General features: G+C 59.8%; 14 protein-coding genes. 5 read left to right on the forward strand and 9 right to left on the reverse strand.

Features of this window, described 5'->3' with window-relative positions; genetic code table 11:
• Window positions 1-273: 273 nt before the first annotated feature.
• Genes FHT86_RS21150 through FHT86_RS21185 form a run of 8 tightly spaced genes read right to left on the reverse strand, consistent with a single transcriptional unit; the run spans window position 274 to window position 8,344 of the window.
• A complete protein-coding gene (locus tag FHT86_RS21150; protein ID WP_133709441.1) occupies window positions 274-1,206 on the reverse strand; it encodes a dihydrodipicolinate synthase family protein in 933 nt (310 codons plus the stop codon).
• 10 nt (window positions 1,207-1,216) lie between these two features.
• Window positions 1,217-2,170, reverse strand: a complete 954-nt coding sequence (locus FHT86_RS21155) for an ABC transporter ATP-binding protein (RefSeq protein WP_133709442.1) — start codon at window positions 2,168-2,170, stop codon at window positions 1,217-1,219.
• The gene (locus tag FHT86_RS21160; RefSeq protein WP_133709443.1) at window positions 2,171-3,187 is read right to left on the reverse strand and encodes an ABC transporter ATP-binding protein; all 1,017 of its coding nucleotides are present in this window, start codon (window positions 3,185-3,187) and stop codon (window positions 2,171-2,173) included.
• 8 nt (window positions 3,188-3,195) lie between these two features.
• On the reverse strand, window positions 3,196-4,113 hold the full coding sequence (locus tag FHT86_RS21165; protein ID WP_133709444.1) for a dihydrodipicolinate synthase family protein: 918 nt from the start codon (window positions 4,111-4,113) through the stop codon (window positions 3,196-3,198).
• Window positions 4,114-4,132: 19 nt separating this feature from the next.
• Window positions 4,133-5,011: an ABC transporter permease gene (locus tag FHT86_RS21170; protein WP_133709445.1), complete on the reverse strand. Its 879-nt coding sequence runs from the start codon at window positions 5,009-5,011 to the stop codon at window positions 4,133-4,135.
• A gap of 2 nt (window positions 5,012-5,013) precedes the next feature.
• Entirely contained in the window at window positions 5,014-5,973 is a 960-nt protein-coding gene (locus FHT86_RS21175) for an ABC transporter permease (RefSeq protein ID WP_133709446.1), read from the reverse strand.
• 60 nt (window positions 5,974-6,033) lie between these two features.
• Window positions 6,034-7,617, reverse strand: coding sequence for an ABC transporter substrate-binding protein (locus FHT86_RS21180; RefSeq protein WP_133709447.1), 1,584 nt, complete (start codon window positions 7,615-7,617; stop codon window positions 6,034-6,036).
• Complete coding sequence (locus FHT86_RS21185) at window positions 7,601-8,344, reverse strand: FadR/GntR family transcriptional regulator (RefSeq protein WP_133709448.1); 744 nt, start codon at window positions 8,342-8,344, stop codon at window positions 7,601-7,603. Before FHT86_RS21185 ends, FHT86_RS21180 begins: the two co-directional genes overlap by 17 nt.
• A 188-nt stretch (window positions 8,345-8,532) precedes the next feature.
• Here FHT86_RS21185 and FHT86_RS21190 point away from each other — a divergent pair, with 188 nt between their 5' ends.
• From FHT86_RS21190 to FHT86_RS21210, 5 genes are all read left to right on the forward strand, one after another.
• Complete coding sequence (locus tag FHT86_RS21190) at window positions 8,533-9,282, forward strand: GntR family transcriptional regulator (RefSeq protein ID WP_133709449.1); 750 nt, start codon at window positions 8,533-8,535, stop codon at window positions 9,280-9,282.
• A gap of 71 nt (window positions 9,283-9,353) precedes the next feature.
• Window positions 9,354-10,868, forward strand: coding sequence for a putative N-acetylmannosamine-6-phosphate 2-epimerase (locus FHT86_RS21195; protein ID WP_409527616.1), 1,515 nt, complete (start codon window positions 9,354-9,356; stop codon window positions 10,866-10,868).
• A 52-nt stretch (window positions 10,869-10,920) separates the two neighbouring features.
• Window positions 10,921-12,252 carry an extracellular solute-binding protein gene (locus FHT86_RS21200; RefSeq protein WP_133709451.1) on the forward strand — a complete coding sequence of 444 codons (1,332 nt, stop codon included), beginning with the start codon at window positions 10,921-10,923 and terminating at the stop codon, window positions 12,250-12,252.
• 53 nt (window positions 12,253-12,305) lie between these two features.
• Entirely contained in the window at window positions 12,306-13,172 is an 867-nt protein-coding gene (locus FHT86_RS21205; protein WP_133709452.1) for a carbohydrate ABC transporter permease, read from the forward strand.
• A gap of 51 nt (window positions 13,173-13,223) precedes the next feature.
• Entirely contained in the window at window positions 13,224-13,997 is a 774-nt protein-coding gene (locus FHT86_RS21210) for a carbohydrate ABC transporter permease (protein WP_133709853.1), read from the forward strand.
• Window positions 13,998-14,025: 28 nt separating this feature from the next.
• On the opposite strand, the gene FHT86_RS21215 is transcribed toward FHT86_RS21210, so the two are convergent.
• Window positions 14,026-15,030 carry a LacI family DNA-binding transcriptional regulator gene (locus tag FHT86_RS21215; protein WP_133709453.1) on the reverse strand — a complete coding sequence of 335 codons (1,005 nt, stop codon included), beginning with the start codon at window positions 15,028-15,030 and terminating at the stop codon, window positions 14,026-14,028.
• Window positions 15,031-15,080: the final 50 nt, after the last annotated feature.

The raw sequence follows: 15,080 nt of genomic DNA on the forward strand, positions 1-15,080 counted from the left end.
CCAAGGCCGTAGCGCCAGTCTCGGCGAGCGAAAGATGCTTTCCGAGGAAGTAACGCCCGGTACCTTTGGAAGGCCGAGATTCTTCGGAGTGTGTCGTTTATGAACCAGCAATCGTGCCACGACCTTCGGGATACGTGACTTTTCTGAGCGGCCTACTCAGATGAGCCCCGCGCATCGTTTCGGGGCGGTGTCACGCGCGCATACTTGTAAAGCGGCAAGAGGCGGGATCGGTTGCAATTTCGCTGAACGCCGCAGATATTCCAGTCGCCTCGATTACACAAAAAGCTCGCTGAGTTCCGTTCGCGCGACGTCTCGCAGTCTTTCTGCGTCGCCAATGTCGATCGAGCGGTAAGGCCAGCGCAGACGAGTGCCGACAGGTCCCCAGTTGCCAATAGCGCAGAGGAGCTTGTCAAGCGCTGCGTTCGAGTAGCCTGACCGCTGGCGATAGGGGACGATATGCGTTTCCATGAACTTGCAGATGCGGCGCTCCAGATCGAGTGCGGCATGGATGTCTTCCTGCATCGATGCCGTCCACGCCTGCGCGCCGCGAGGGCTCAAGCAGCAGACGTTGGAAAAAGATCCTGCCGCGACGCCCTCCATGATGCCGGTCGCGAGATGATGACCGGGGACAAACAGTGCCAGGTCCGAAAGGTGCCGGCGCGCTTCCGCATACCATTGCTTGTCGCCATCAGCCACTTTCGCACCGATTACGCCTGGTACCGCCGCGCAGATCCTGCCCAGTCCTTGCGGCGCCAGGACGCGTTTGGCATGAGGCGGATTGTAGAGGATCAGCGGGATACCGTTGCCGACATCGACGGCGCGCTTCAGGAAATCGATCGCTTCCTCATCCGTCACAGGCCACCAATCGGGCAGGATGACCTGGATGGCCAGCGGCTTTAGGAGCGTCGAGCGGCGAATCCGCTCCAGCATGATGCGAGCATCCGGCTGGCACGCGCCGATGACGAAGTTCATGCCGACCTTCGTGCATCGTTCGGCCAACATCGATTGAATGAGGTCGAACTCGGCTTCGGTCTGGCTATGAAATTCACCGGCCGTGCCATTCGAATAAATGCCGTCAACACCCGCTGCGATCAGGATGTCGACCTCCTCGCCGAGCTTTGCGAATTCGATTTCGTCGTCCGCCCCGATCGGCAAGAGCAGGGTCGCCCAATTGCCGGCGATCGCATGCGGTTTTCTTTCTGTCACTGGATGCCTCTCAGTTCAAATCGTCGCGAATGCAGGCCTTGAAATGACCCGGCGCGACCTCCCTCAGGTCCGGGACCGTCCGCCCGCAGGCTTCCAGTGCGTGCGGACAGCGCGTGCGGAAGACACAGCCGCTGGGCGGATTGGCCGGGCTCGGTATGTCACCTCTTAGGATTTGGCGGTCGCGCCGGACGTTGGGATCGGTTGAGGGAATCGCCGACAGCAGCGCACGCGTATAGGGGTGCTGCGGCCTGGCGTAGAGATCGGCACTCGGCGCAATCTCCATGATGCGGCCGAGATAGAGCACGATCACCCGATCGCAGATATATTCGACGACGGCCAGATCATGCGAAATGAAGAGCATGGTCAGGCCGAGGCGTATCTGCAAATCGCGCAGGAGATTGATGATCTGCGCCTGGATCGAGACGTCAAGTGCGGAGACCGGCTCGTCGGCTACGATGAATTCCGGAGACAAGGTCAAGGCGCGGGCGATGCCGATACGCTGGCGCTGGCCGCCTGAAAATTCGTGTGCATAGCGATTGATCGCGTCGGCGGGCAGTTCGACCTGGAGGAGGGCGGAACGCGCCCGCTCGAGCCTCTCCTTGCCGGTTCCGATGCGCTGGATCTTCAGCCCTTCCGTCAGGATCTCGCCGATCGTCATGCGCGGTGAAAGGCTGGCGAAGGGGTCCTGAAAAATATACTGCATGCGCGGTCGCGTGCGTCTTAAAGCGGAGGCGGAAAGCGCGGTCAGTTCCACGCCATCGAAGCGGATGCTGCCTGCCGAGGGCTCCACAAGGCGCAGGACCGAACGTCCGATCGTGGTTTTTCCGCTGCCGGATTCGCCGACAAGCCCGACGACCTCGCTTTTGGCGATATCGAAGGAAATACCCTGAAGAACGTTCAGCTTGGTACCTCGGGACGTATAGTGTTTCCCGAGATCGCGAACGGAGAGCAATGGGTCGCTCATCTAGATCTCCCTCCATCTTATGCAGCGGCTGCGGTGCTGCGGATTGACCTCTTCGAGCGCCGGAACGGCAGTGCGGCAGGAATCGACCGCGAATTTGCAGCGCGGGGAAAATGCGCACCCGCTCGGCATATTCGTCAGGCTTGGGACCATACCCGGAATGGCGGCCAGCTTTTCGCCGGCCTGTTTCATCCGCGCTGCATCGCCAAGGCGCGGCATGGAGGCGAGAAGGCCGATGGTATAGGGGTGGCGCGGATTGCTAAAGACCTCGCCGACCGGCCCCTCCTCGACGATCCGGCCGGCATACATGACCGCAACGCGATGGGCGATCTCGGCAACGACGCCAAGATTATGCGTGATAAACAGCATGGCCATGCCGCGTTCGCGCTGCAATGTGAGGAGCAGATCGAGAATTTGCGCCTGGATTGTCACGTCGAGCGCCGTTGTCGGTTCATCGGCGATCAACAGTGTGGGATCACAGGCCAGCGCCATGGCGATCGTTGCCCTCTGCCGCATACCGCCCGACAGCTCATGCGGATATTGGCCGGCGCGCCGCTTCGCATCTGGAATACCGACGCTTTCGAGAAGTTGGACAGCCGCATTCATCGCGGCTTTCCGATCGGCTCCACGATGAATGCGGATCGGCTCCGAAATCTGATCGCCGATGGTGAAGACGGGATTTAGGCTCGACATCGGCTCCTGAAACACCATGCCGATGTCGTCGCCCCTGATCCTGCGCATATTCTCATCATCAAGACAGACGAGATCGCGAACCGCACCGTTTTTGCTCTTCAGGCGGATACTGCCGGCGGCGATCATGCCGATGTTGCGGGTGAGCAAACGCATGACGGAAAGACTGGTCACCGATTTTCCCGAGCCGGATTCGCCGACGAGCGCCAGGGTCTCGCCGGCCGCAACGGTCAGATCGATATCGTTGACGGCCGTGATCTCGCCGCCGCGAACGCGGAAGACTGTTCGCAGCCCCTTGATGTCGAGAACGGGATCGGCGGTCAGCTCCATTGCGCGCCTCAGTTCAGCAGGCCGGTTGCGCGCAGGATTTCGTCGATCCGCGCGGTTTCAGCCTCGTTCAGGGCAGCCCGTGGCCGCGGCATGACGGCGGTATCGATGATCCCGAGGCTGCGCATGGCGGCCTTGAAGGCGCCTATACCCGATGCGCCGCCGCTGACACGGCCCTGGGCGACCCAAACGATTTCGAAGAGGCGGCACAGGCGCTCCTGCTCCTTTTTCGCTGCGGCCCAATCGCTGCGCTGCGCCGCGTCCCAAAGCCGCACGTAGCCGTGCGGATCGACGTTGGCGATGCCGGGCACGACGCCGTGGGCACCCATCAGCAGGGCATTGTCGACGACGATCTCCGAGCCGGTCATCAGGAAGATGTCCTTGTGATCGGCGAGATCGAGCAGCGCATAGCGGAAATTGCCGTCATCACCGCTCGAATCCTTGAGGCCGATGATGGTGCCTTCCTTGGCGAGCGTCACGACGGTTTGCCGTTGCAGCTTCACATGAACGCAGACGGGAATGTCGTAGGCGACCACAGGGATATCGACCGCATCCCTGATGTAGCGGAAATGATCGAGGATCTCGGACTGGTTGGTGACCGTATAAAACGGTGCCGTAACCACCACCGCATCGGCGCCTGCGGCCTTCGCGACCTTAGAATGCGCGATGACGCGATCGGTTGTCGGATCGATAACGCCGACGATGAGTGGTACACGGCCGTTCACCACCTTTGCCGAATGGTCGATGATCTCACGCCGCGTCTTTTCGTCGTGGAAGACCACTTCGCTCGTCGAGCCGAGCACGAACACGCCATGGCAGCCGGCATCGATCAGATGTTCGAGTACCCGGGTGTAGGAGGGATAGTCGACGGTAAAATCCGGATTGAGCGGCGTTACGACGGGGGGGACGACACCCTTGAATTTGGTCATTTTCGCTTTCTTTCGGTTGTCAATTCAGTTCGGCACGAGGATCGAAGGCATCTCTGAGGCCATCGCCGATGAAGTTGATTGCAAGCACGGCAAGGACTAGCGCTCCGCCGGGGAAGAGCCATTGCCAGGGATATTGTTCGAGAACGGCGGTCGAGCGGGCGGCATTCAGCATGTTGCCCCAGCTTGCGGCAGGCGGAGCGATGCCGAGACCGAGGAAAGACAGACCCGCCTCCAGCAGGATGGCATTGGCGATCTGCAGCGTTGCGTAGACCACGAGAATGTCGATCGCGTTCGGCAGGCCGTGGCGAAAGAGCAGATGTCCGATGCCGGCGCCCATGCCGCGCGAGGCCATGACGAAGTCGCGCTCGCGCAGCTCCAGAAGCCGCGAGCGGACCATGCGCGCAAGAAGCGGCCAGGAAAGCAGCGAGATGACGAGTACCGTCGGCCAGATGCCCGTGCCAGCGATCGAGGCGAGCACAAGCAGAAAGATGACAGGCGGCAGCGTCATCACCAGATCGACGAAGCGCATCGAGACGGCATCGGCCCATCGGCCGGCCAAAGCGGAAATTGCGCCGAAGAGAAAACCGATGATCGCCGAAAGGGCGGTCGATGCGGCGGCGACGAGGAGCGAAATCCGCCCGCCTTCCAGAACGCGCGCGAACACGTCGCGCCCGACCCCATCGGTTCCGAACCAGTGCGTTGCGGTCGGGCCGCTGTTCATGGCCAGAAGATCGATATCGTTCGGTTGGAATGTCCACCAGAGCGGATAGGACAGGATCAGCAACAGCATCGGAATGGCGACGCAAATGCCGGCAACGGCGGCGCGATTGAGCAGAAAGCGTTCGAAGGCGCGGGCAAGCGGCCCAGGGCTGCGACGGGATGTGGAGCGAGCAAACATCGTCAGCCCACCTTGATGCGTGGATCGACAACCGCATAGGTGATGTCGGTCAGGAGATTGACGACGATGACGCAGATGCCGATGACGAGCGTGGCACCCATGATGACGGGGTAGTCTCGCGCCTCGACGGCATCGACGAGAAGCAGGCCCATGCCTGGCCAGTTAAAGACACTCTCGATGAAGATGGCGCCGCCGATTGCAAGCCCGATCGTCGAACCGATGAGGGTTACGATGGGCAGGAGGGCGTTGCGGAGCGCATGTTTGGTGATGACCCAGAACTCCATGACGCCTTTGGCGCGGGCCGTGCGCACATAGTCCTGGTTGAGAACCTCGAGCAGCGAAGCGCGCATGTAGCGTGTGATCAATGCCGCCTGGGCGATGGATAGCAGCGCGGCCGGCAGGATCAGATGGTGGATGAGATCACCGATCGAGAAATCCTCGCCCGGCGTCAGCATGCCACCGGAGGGCATCCAGTGCAGGCGAACAGAGAAGATATAAAGGCCGATAAGCGCGCTGAGGAATGCAGGGCTGGAAATGCCGGCAAGCGCGAACACCGAAAAGGACAGATCGGCGAGCGAATTGCGGCGAACGGCGCTGAAAACGCCGACGGCAATGCCGGCAATAATGGCAATCACCAGCGCCGAACCCATGAGAAGCACTGTCGGTCCGATCCGCGACAGCACGAGGCTCAGAACAGGCTGGTCGAGGCGTTTGATCGAATAGCCGAGATTGCCTGTCAGGGCGTTCTGCAGCCATCCGAGATATTGCAGTGGCAGGGGCTGATCGAGCCCCAGGCTCCTGCGCAGGTTCGCAAGGTCGGCCGGCGACATGGGCACATTCGGATCGATATAGGCGTCGATCGGATCGCCGGGTGTCAGGCGCAGCAGCAGGAAGATCAGCATGCTCAAGGCGATGAGCATGCCTACTCCTATGATCAGGCGTCGAAGGCTGTAGCGAAGCATTGTCAATCCGACTTGTCAGGGTGGCCGAGGCCACCCTCAAGGCTTTTGGAAGGGAACGCCTTATTCGGCGATCGACCATTTCTGCGGATCGGCCTGATAAGGCCCGCCGCCCGGCGCCGGCGTCCAGACGAAGTCCTTCAGCTTGGATGAGACGATGCCGTAGCGCTTTGCCACCCAGAGTGTTGCCCAGGGCAGATTGGTGTTCATGACCTTGCAAACGTCCTGATAGCGGCTGTCGCGCTTGGAACCGTCGGTCTCGGTGAGTGCGGCATTAAGCGCTGCGCTCAGATCCGGCATGCGCGCCCGAACGACGTTCGCTCCGGCGGGCGGGATCTGGCTTTCGTTCAACCCGACATTGATGCTTCCGGCATCCGGTCCGTTCTGAAGTCCGGCGTAGACCATCTGGAACTGCGCGACATCCGGCTTTGGATTGAGCACTATGCTGTTGTAGGTTGGCGCATCGACCGCGCGCGGGACGACGTTGATGCCGACCTGTGCGAGCATTGCCTGGATGGCAGCCAGAACATTGGTCGCGAGCGGCGTCGTATAATAGGTCAGCAGCGTGATCGGCTTGCCGCCGTTGATCTGATCCCACCCTGCTTCCGTCAGCAACTGTTTGGCTTTTGCGGGGTCGTAGGCATAGTCGTCAATGCCTTTTGGTATCAGTTGCTCGGCAACATAAGCGCAATTGGCAGGCTTGGCGGCTCCGCCATAAAGGCTCCTGATGATCGCGTCGCGATTGATCGCGTACATCACCGCCTTACGCACGCGCGCATCCTTCCAGATGAGGGAATCCTGGTTGAAGCCGAGATAGTTGACGACGAAGGAATCGCCTTCGATAACCTTGAAATTCTTGTCGTCCTTGAAAGTCGGCACGTCATTGGAATCGACGTAGCTGAACTGGATTTCGCCGGATCTCAGCGCCGCGATCGCCGCAGCCGGATTGGCAAAATAGCGATTGATGACGCGCTCGAGCGCAGGCTTGCCGCCGCGGTATTCGGTGTTGGCAGCGAGCTCGACATATTGATCGGATATGTATTTCGTGAACTTGAAAGGTCCGGTGCCGATCGGCGTGGTGGACCACCATGTGCTCTTCGCCAACTGATCGGCCGGTATCGAGGAGAGGGCGTGCTCAGGCAACATCATGACCTTGGTCATGGTGTCGAGAAAGCTACCGGTCGGCGCGCTCAACTTAACGACAACCGTGTGCTCGTCCGGTGTTTCAACGGAGGAGATGCTCTGCAGCCGGGCGGCGAGCACCGAACCGGTCTTGGCGTTCATTGCAAGGCCGATGGTGAACTTGGCATCCTTGGCTGTGAATGCCTGGCCGTCATGCCATTTGGCGTCCGTCAGTTTGAACGTGTAGGTCGTCTGATCCGGGCTCACCTCATACGAGCTCGCGAGATCGCCGACGACTTTCTCAAGCTTCTCGTCATAGGTGACGAGCGGCTCGTAATAGATGCTGAGCCATGTAAATCCGGCAGTCGCGGCAAGCGGGTTGAAGTTGCCCTGGAAGCCGCCTGGGCCGACATCGAAGCCGCCGGAAAGGGTCGCCGCCTGCGCCGAGCCGACAAGAGCCGGAATTGCGGTCGTCGACAGCATGGCTGCAAGGGCGATGACGGATAATCTAAATGGTCTTCTCATGTGTTCCTCCCACATTTGAACTTGTCTTGTTGTTGGCAATCACCCGGGCAATGCCCTCGTAATGACGATCCAGGCGCCTGCGCGCCTCCTCCACATCTTTTGCTTCCACCGCATCCACGATCGCGACGTGATCGCGCCAGGTCGCCATCGGATCGAGATTCTCCAAGTTGACGAAGTCCGAAGCCTTGTAGAATGCGAGCCAGAAGACATCGATCAGCCGCACGAGCGTTTCATTGTGCTGGCAGCGAAAGAGCAGCCGGTGGAAGAGCTGATCGTCTTCGGCAAAGGTCTCTCCGCGCTCGGCATGGACGCGCATCCTGTTGACCGTGCTGCGCAGCTCGGCGATGTCCTCCGCGCTGATCACCTCGATCGTCTTGCCGATCAATCCGACCTCCAGCGTGCGGCGGATTTCGATGACCTCTTCGATTTGCCGCAGCGCGCCGCCAAGGCCATAGGCGAGATTGTCGAGCAGTGGCTCAAACGAAAAAGCCTTCACGAAGATGCCGACGCCGCGTCGCGTCTCCAGCACGCCAAGCGATTCCAGCGCCTTGATTCCTTCCCGCAGCGAATTCCGGCTGACGCCGAGCTGCGTCGCGAGCTCTCCCTCTGCAGGCAGGAGCGTGCCAGGCGTCAAACCGTTTTCATCGATGTAGGCGCGCAGGCTCTCCTGCACGGAAACGTGCAACAGGGGGGCGCGGGTCAGGGGCTTCATCGATTTCAAGGCCATCTCAGTTACTTCCACGCATCCTGACGATCGAGTGCTGCCTACATATCCACTTGTAGGATATCTGTCAAATGGACATCAACGTGGCAGATCCATTGGCGATGCGATTGCCCTTTCAAACTAATACCAGTATAGGTCCAGAGGGATTTTCAGAAAAATATGATGCGTTGAAGCTTGAGACGGGAGTACGCATGGCGACGGATCGACTGATCGAACTCGTCAGAAGCGAATTGAAAGCGACGACATCGGGTCTGCCGCTCTATAAGCGGCTGAAGGCGGCGATCGAAGCTGCGATCCTTTCGAACGCATTGAGGGCCGGCGCCGTTCTGCCCGGGGAACGCGTTCTGGCCGATACGTTGTCGCTCTCCCGCGTGACCGTGCGCAAGGCCCTGGCGCTGCTTGAGGAAGAGGGCTTTCTCAACCGTCGTCACGGTTTCAAGACGGAAGTGGGATCGCGCGTTGAAAAGTCCCTATCGACCCTGACGAGTTTTTCCGAAGACATCATCGCGCGCGGGCTTGTTCCAGGATGTATCTGGATTTCCAAACAGATAAGTCGACCTTCGCCCACCGAGATGATGGCTCTGGGCGTCGCCGGAAACAGCAATGTCGTGCGCATGAAGCGCATCCGGACCGCCGACGGCGTGCCGATCGCAGTCGAGATTTCGGCGGTGCCGGTCCGCTTCCTACCCTCGGTGGATTTGGTCAAGGATTCGCTCTACGAAGCCCTGGAAGCGCGAGGGTTCCTACCGCAACGGGCCATCCAGAGGATGCGGTCGCGTGCGGCGTCGGCGGAGGATGCACAGCATCTTCATTGCGACCCGGGTGCCCCGCTGCTGATGACCGAACGCCGCTGCTTCCTTGCCGACGGACAGATCGTCGAATATTGCGAAAGCCGCTACAAGGGTGATGTCTACGACTTCGTGTTCGAGCTGCAGCGATGATACCAGTTATAAACTGGTTGTAATCTGGTATTTTCCAATTATCGTGACGCTGAAATGGAGTGCCACGATTGCTGCGCGACGACTTCAAGAACAGCCTTATCGTTTCCTGCCAACCGGTTCCGGACGGGCCGATGGATACGGCGAAATTCGTCATTGGATTTGCAAGAGCCGCCGTTGATGCGGGCGCGAGTGCGTTGCGGATCGAATCCATTGCCTATGTGAAGGCCGTTCGCCCGGCCGTGACCGTACCGATCATCGGCATCGTCAAGCGTGATCTCGAAGAAAGCCCGGTGCGCATCACCCCGTTTGTGGCAGACGCCGAAGCCCTGGCGGATGCGGGAGCCGATATCGTTGCCTTCGATGCCACGGACCGCGTTCGTCCGGCCTCTATCGAGGCACTGGTGAAGGCGGTGAGGGCGAAGGGCAAGCTGACCATGGCCGATTGCTCAAGCCTTGAAGATGCGCGTCACGCATTGGAGGCGGGCGTCGATTTCGTCGGCACGACGCTTTCCGGCTATGTCGGCGGGGCCGAACCCGTCGATCCGGATATCGGTCTCATCGCCGAGATGCGGCGGCTCACGCCCTATGTCATTGCCGAGGGGCGCATCCGCACGACGGAACAAGCCGCCGCAGCGGTAAAGGCCGGCGCGTTCGCCGTCGTCGTCGGCTCGGCGATTACACGCACCGAACATGTGACCTCATGGTTTCATGAGGCCGTCATCAAAGCCTATGATGCCGAAAGCCCTGAAACCGTCCTTGCCATTGATATCGGCGGTACGAAGACCATGGCCGCGCTCGTCCAAGGCAGCGATGTGCTTGACGAGATAACCGTGGCGACCGCGCGGGAAGCAGGACCCGACGCGTGGCTTGCGGCGATAGCCGACAAGGCTCGCATGTGGAAGGATCGTTATTCCCGCGTCGGCATTGCGGTGACCGGCTTCGTTCAGGAGGGGCGCTGGTCCGCGCTAAACCCGGCGACGCTCGGCATCCCCGACCAATATCCGCTCGTCGAAAGGGCACAGGCCGTCTTCGGCAAGCCAGTTTTTGCGGCCAATGACGCGCAAGCCGCGGCATGGGGAGAATATAAGTTCGGCGCCGGGGAAGGCGGCGACCTGGTGTTTCTCACGATCTCCACGGGCATCGGCGGCGGAATCGTCATCAACGGTCGTCCGCTTGCTGGCCTTGCCGGTCATTTCGGCCTGATCCGCAGCCCGTCTCAAGGGGGCGCTCCTTTGGAAGACCTGACATCGGGCCGGTGGATCGCCGCGGAAGCTCTCAAAGCCGGTCACAAGGCAGCAGCCGCCGAGGTTTTCGGCGTCGCGGAAAAAGGCGAGTCCTGGGCTCAGGCAATCGTCTCGCAATCGGCGTTCCGAGCGGCCGCGCTTTGCCGCGATATTCAGATGATGCTCGATCCGAAGCGGATCGTCATCGGCGGCGGCATCGGGCTTGCCGAGGGCTATCTCGATCAGATGCGGGAGCAACTTGCCGGCATCGATGGCCGCCTGAGGCCCCTTCTTGTCCCTGCAGAGCTTGGCAGCCGTGCCGGCATCATCGGGGTGGCAAGTCTTGCTGCGGAAAGTGACTGACAATTCCGGAAGGTATGCATTCAGATCTAACAATAAGAGAAAGGGAACTACGATGAAATTGAGCAGGACGTTTCTCCCGGCCCTTGCAGTGCTTCTTGCAAGCGTCGCCATGCCGGGCATCTCGAATGCGACCGTGACTGTTCTCGGTTGGCCGGGCGGTTCGGAGGAAACAGCGCTTCGTGCGACCGTGGAAGCCTATAATGCCAAACCCGGCATCGCTGATGCCGATAAGGTCGAGCTCCTGTTCTTCAACCGCGAAGGTTTCTACGACAAGCTCCAGGCTGACATGGCCGCAGGCTCGAATGCCTTCGATATCAACCTCGTGGCGACCTATTCGATCGGCCGTTACGCGCCTTACATGGAGCCGGTCGATCTCGGTAGCGACGCCGCAAAGACGTTCGGCGAATCTGTGCTGAAGACCATGCAGTTCGAAGGCAAGCAATATGGTGTGCCGACCGATCTGTCGCTGCACTTCATGTACTACCGCAAGGATTTGATCGACGCCCTGATGAAGGACGATGCGGCCAAGGCGAAATATGCCGAAATCTCCAAGCAGTACCTCGGCAAGGAATTGCAGCCGAAGGATCCCGATAGTTGGACATGGGACGATTGGGCAGCAACCGCGCTCTATTTCTCGAAGCAAGTCAACTCCGCAAGCCCCGTGCGGTACGGCACCGTGCTGCAGATGAAGAACCTGCTCTTCAACATGATGGTCTTCCAGTCGCTGCCGCGCTCCTATGGCGCGGACTGGACCGACAAGGACGGCAACGTCACCATCGATTCCGGTGCCTACAAGACCGGGCTGGAGCTCTATAAGAAACTCTACGACGCCGGCGCTTCGCCAAAGGATTCCCTGAGCTACGAATATCCGGAAACCAATGCGGCCTATAGCTCCGGCCAGGCTGCCACCGCCCTTCAATGGAACGCCGCCGCCGCGGACCTGACCAATGCCGACAAGTCTCCGGCGGTTGCCGACGTCACCGGCATTGTAGCGCCGCCGGCCGGTCCGAACGGTCGTGCCGATCATATCCACGGTCTTGGCCTTGGCCTCAACAAAAACGCCAAGAACAAGGACGGCGCCGTCAAGTTCCTGAAGTGGCTGGCGACGGAAGATGCGGCGCTGCTCTACGCCCGCAGCGGCGGCTCGCCAGCGCTTGCGCCCGACGTGGTGGCGAAGGTTGCCAAAGAGCGGCCGGATCTCGTCAAGCTCGGAGAGTTTGCCAGCAAATACGGCTACGTGATGAACGGTGCGACCTCTGCCAATGCGCTTTCAATCTACGAGCTGCAGGCCAAGGAGTTTACCGGCTACTGGTCCGGCCAGCAAAGCCTTGACGATGCGCTCGCTCACACCAAGGCTGGCATGCAGGATCTTCTGAAAAAGTAATATCCGTCGGACGTCGTGTTTTTCGCGGCGTCCGGCCCATCCGGCGGATCGAAATGGCTATCATAAAACGTGCCGAGGGAAGGGCCTATCTCACGCCGCTCGTGGGATTCCTGCTGCTGTTCCTTGGCTTTCCCGCAATTATCAATCTCATCTATTCCGTATCGACCGTCAGCTTCCAGACGCTGCGAAGCCCGAGCCTCAGCGGATTCGGTAACTATCTGACCGTGCTTGCCGATCGTGATTTCTGGCAGGCGATTTCCTTTTCCATGCGCTTCGGGATTTTGACGGCGCTTGTCGAATGTCTGCTCGGCCTTTTCCTGGCAATCTTTCTCGCGCCTCTTCTTTCCAAGCGTTCGGCGCTGATGGCGCCGCTGATGCTGCCTTTGATGGTGGCGCCCGCCATGATCGGTCTGATGTACCGCCTCGTGCTGCACGAGTTTGCCGGCCCGGTGCCCTACTATCTTTTCGAGTGGTTCGGCGACAGTCCGGCATTCCTCGATATCAATCACGCCTTCTGGACACTGACTGTCGTTGAGACGCTTCAGTGGACACCCTTCGCCTTTCTACTGTTCTACATGGCCTACGTGGCGGTGCCGCTGGAGGTGCGCGAAGCGGCTTCGCTCGATGGCGCATCGGGGCTCAAGATACTTTGGTGGATCGAGCTGCCGCTGATGCTGCCAACACTGGTGATCGCTTTTTTCATCCGCTTCATCGACGGCTTTCGCGTGTTCGACAATGTCTATGCGCTGACCGGCAGCGGGGCGGGCGGCTCGACCACGTCGTTGTCGATCTACATCTATCAGGCCTTCTTCAAGGAAGGCGCGATCGGCAAGGCGGTCGCGGCATCCGTCATCCTTTTCCTCGCATCGCTCGCCGTGCTCTACGGTCTCAATTGGCTTGCCGGCCGCAGGAGAATATGAGTGTTTATCAACACCCTGCGCTGGATTGTCTTCACCGTTGCCGCCCTTGCGATGAACTTTCCGATCATCGTGACGCTCGTCACCTCATTCAAGAGCGCGCGCGAACTCTCCATCAATCCCGGCTTATGGATCAATCAGCCGACACTTGAGAACTACCTGCGCGTTCTAACGCAGACGGATCGTTTCAACATCTATTCCTATCTCTGGAACAGCACCGTCGCGTCGTTCATCGGAACAGGACTCGCGATCCTTCTGGCTTTTCCGGCCGCCTATGCGATCGCGCGAAGCGAAGCGGGAAAACGCACCCTATTGCCGATCGTCGTCAATTTGCGCGCCGTGCCGCTGATCATCTTCGCGATCCCACTCTACATGATGTATCAATGGCTTGGTCTGCTCGATACCCAGCTCGGCCTCGGCTTGATCCTCACCATCGTCAACACGCCGCTGGCGCTTGTCATTCTCGTCAACGCAATTTCCGACGTGCCGCTGGAGCTGGATGAAGCGGCAAGAGTGGACGGTGCGAGTTCGTGGCGGATCATGATCAGCATCATCCGCCCCGTCGTGCGCCCGGCGCTGGTGACGACGTTCATCTTCGGCTTTATTACCGCCTGGAACGAGTTCCTGTTCGGCCTGATGCTGACGACAAACAAGGCGGTGCCGATGACGGTCGGCGCGTCGTTCTTCTTCGCGGCAAGCGGCGGCGGCGTTCAATGGGGCACAGCCTCTGCGGTGATGATGCTCGGCGCGCTGCCCCCGGTTTTTCTCGGTCTCTTAATGTATCGCCAGATTTCCGGCTCGATGGCCGCGGGGGCCGTCAAGGGATAGAGACGAACATTGAGTTGGCATGTATCCTTCAGGCGCCGGTGCTCTCGCGTGACAACAGCGCGAATCCAAGGTCTATCTGCTCCGCATCGGGTTTCGCCCCGGCTTCCAATGCCGAGAGAACCTTCTCCGCCGCAAGCTTGCCGGTTTCGTAGCGTCGCGTTGCGATTGAGGAGAGCGATGGAGAGACGCAGGCTGCGAACTCGAGATCGTGAAAACCGATGATTGATATGTCGTCCGGCACCCGGATGCCGCGCTTGCGGCATTCCTGCATTGCGCCGAGAGCCAGATTGTCGTCGGTGCAGAATATGGCTTCGGGAACATTGCCGCATTCATGCGCCGTGGCGAAGAGTTCCGACCCCAGTGCAACCGAACTGTGTCGCGGCTTCTGGGCGATGATTTCCGAGCTTGGCATGTCGGCCTCTTGCATGGCTTTGTGATATCCGTCGAAACGCGATTGGGCGCGATGATCGAGATTGCCCGTGAGAAACGCGATCCGCCGAAAGCCGCGGTGGATGAGATGGCGGGTAGCCTCGTAACCGGCATGTTCCTGAGACATTCCGATGTTGAGATTTATCGGGTCGTCGGAAAGTTCGAAGGTTTCGACGATGGGCAGGTTTGCGTGAGTGAGAAGTTGCCTGGAAAGCGCCGTATGGTGAATACCGGCGATGATGATCGCTTCGACCTTTTGTCCCAATAGCGCCTTGATCGCGTTTTCTTCCTCGATCTCGGAATAGCGGCTATTGACGACCAATACCTGGAAACCGGCGCCGATCAGAACCTCGTGTAGGGCAAAGAGGTATTCGGCGAAGATGACGTTATAGAGGGTCGGTACAATCACGCCGATCGTATGCGTACGCGAGGAGGCAAGCCTGCTTGCCGCAACATTCGGCACGTAGCCGAGTTCGTTTACTGCCGCATGGACGCGCAGGCGCAACCCCTCCGACACCGCCCCGGGTTTCCTCAGAACGCGGGATACGGTGATGGGGCTGACGCCAGCCAGGTTTGCCACATCATCCAAAGTTATTCTGCGCATAATGTATCGTTTCAGGTGTTGTCGCACACAGTTTCTTGAACGGAAAGAAT

Origin of the sequence: Rhizobium sp. BK313 (genome assembly GCF_014193655.1) — a bacterium.
GTDB lineage: Bacteria > Pseudomonadota > Alphaproteobacteria > Rhizobiales > Rhizobiaceae > Rhizobium.

Coding starts and splice junctions, on each gene's coding strand:
- FHT86_RS21215 (WP_133709453.1), bottom strand. CDS start 15,030: ATGCGCAGAATAACTTTGGATGATGTGGCAAACCTGGCTGGCGTCAGC.
- FHT86_RS21175 (WP_133709446.1), bottom strand. CDS start 5,973: ATGCTTCGCTACAGCCTTCGACGCCTGATCATAGGAGTAGGCATGCTC.
- FHT86_RS21190 (WP_133709449.1), top strand. CDS start 8,533: ATGGCGACGGATCGACTGATCGAACTCGTCAGAAGCGAATTGAAAGCG.
- FHT86_RS21185 (WP_133709448.1), bottom strand. CDS start 8,344: ATGGCCTTGAAATCGATGAAGCCCCTGACCCGCGCCCCCCTGTTGCAC.
- FHT86_RS21160 (WP_133709443.1), bottom strand. CDS start 3,187: ATGGAGCTGACCGCCGATCCCGTTCTCGACATCAAGGGGCTGCGAACA.
- FHT86_RS21200 (WP_133709451.1), top strand. CDS start 10,921: ATGAAATTGAGCAGGACGTTTCTCCCGGCCCTTGCAGTGCTTCTTGCA.
- FHT86_RS21165 (WP_133709444.1), bottom strand. CDS start 4,113: ATGACCAAATTCAAGGGTGTCGTCCCCCCCGTCGTAACGCCGCTCAAT.
- FHT86_RS21170 (WP_133709445.1), bottom strand. CDS start 5,011: ATGTTTGCTCGCTCCACATCCCGTCGCAGCCCTGGGCCGCTTGCCCGC.
- FHT86_RS21180 (WP_133709447.1), bottom strand. CDS start 7,617: ATGAGAAGACCATTTAGATTATCCGTCATCGCCCTTGCAGCCATGCTG.
- FHT86_RS21205 (WP_133709452.1), top strand. CDS start 12,306: ATGGCTATCATAAAACGTGCCGAGGGAAGGGCCTATCTCACGCCGCTC.
- FHT86_RS21210 (WP_133709853.1), top strand. CDS start 13,224: ATGAACTTTCCGATCATCGTGACGCTCGTCACCTCATTCAAGAGCGCG.
- FHT86_RS21155 (WP_133709442.1), bottom strand. CDS start 2,170: ATGAGCGACCCATTGCTCTCCGTTCGCGATCTCGGGAAACACTATACG.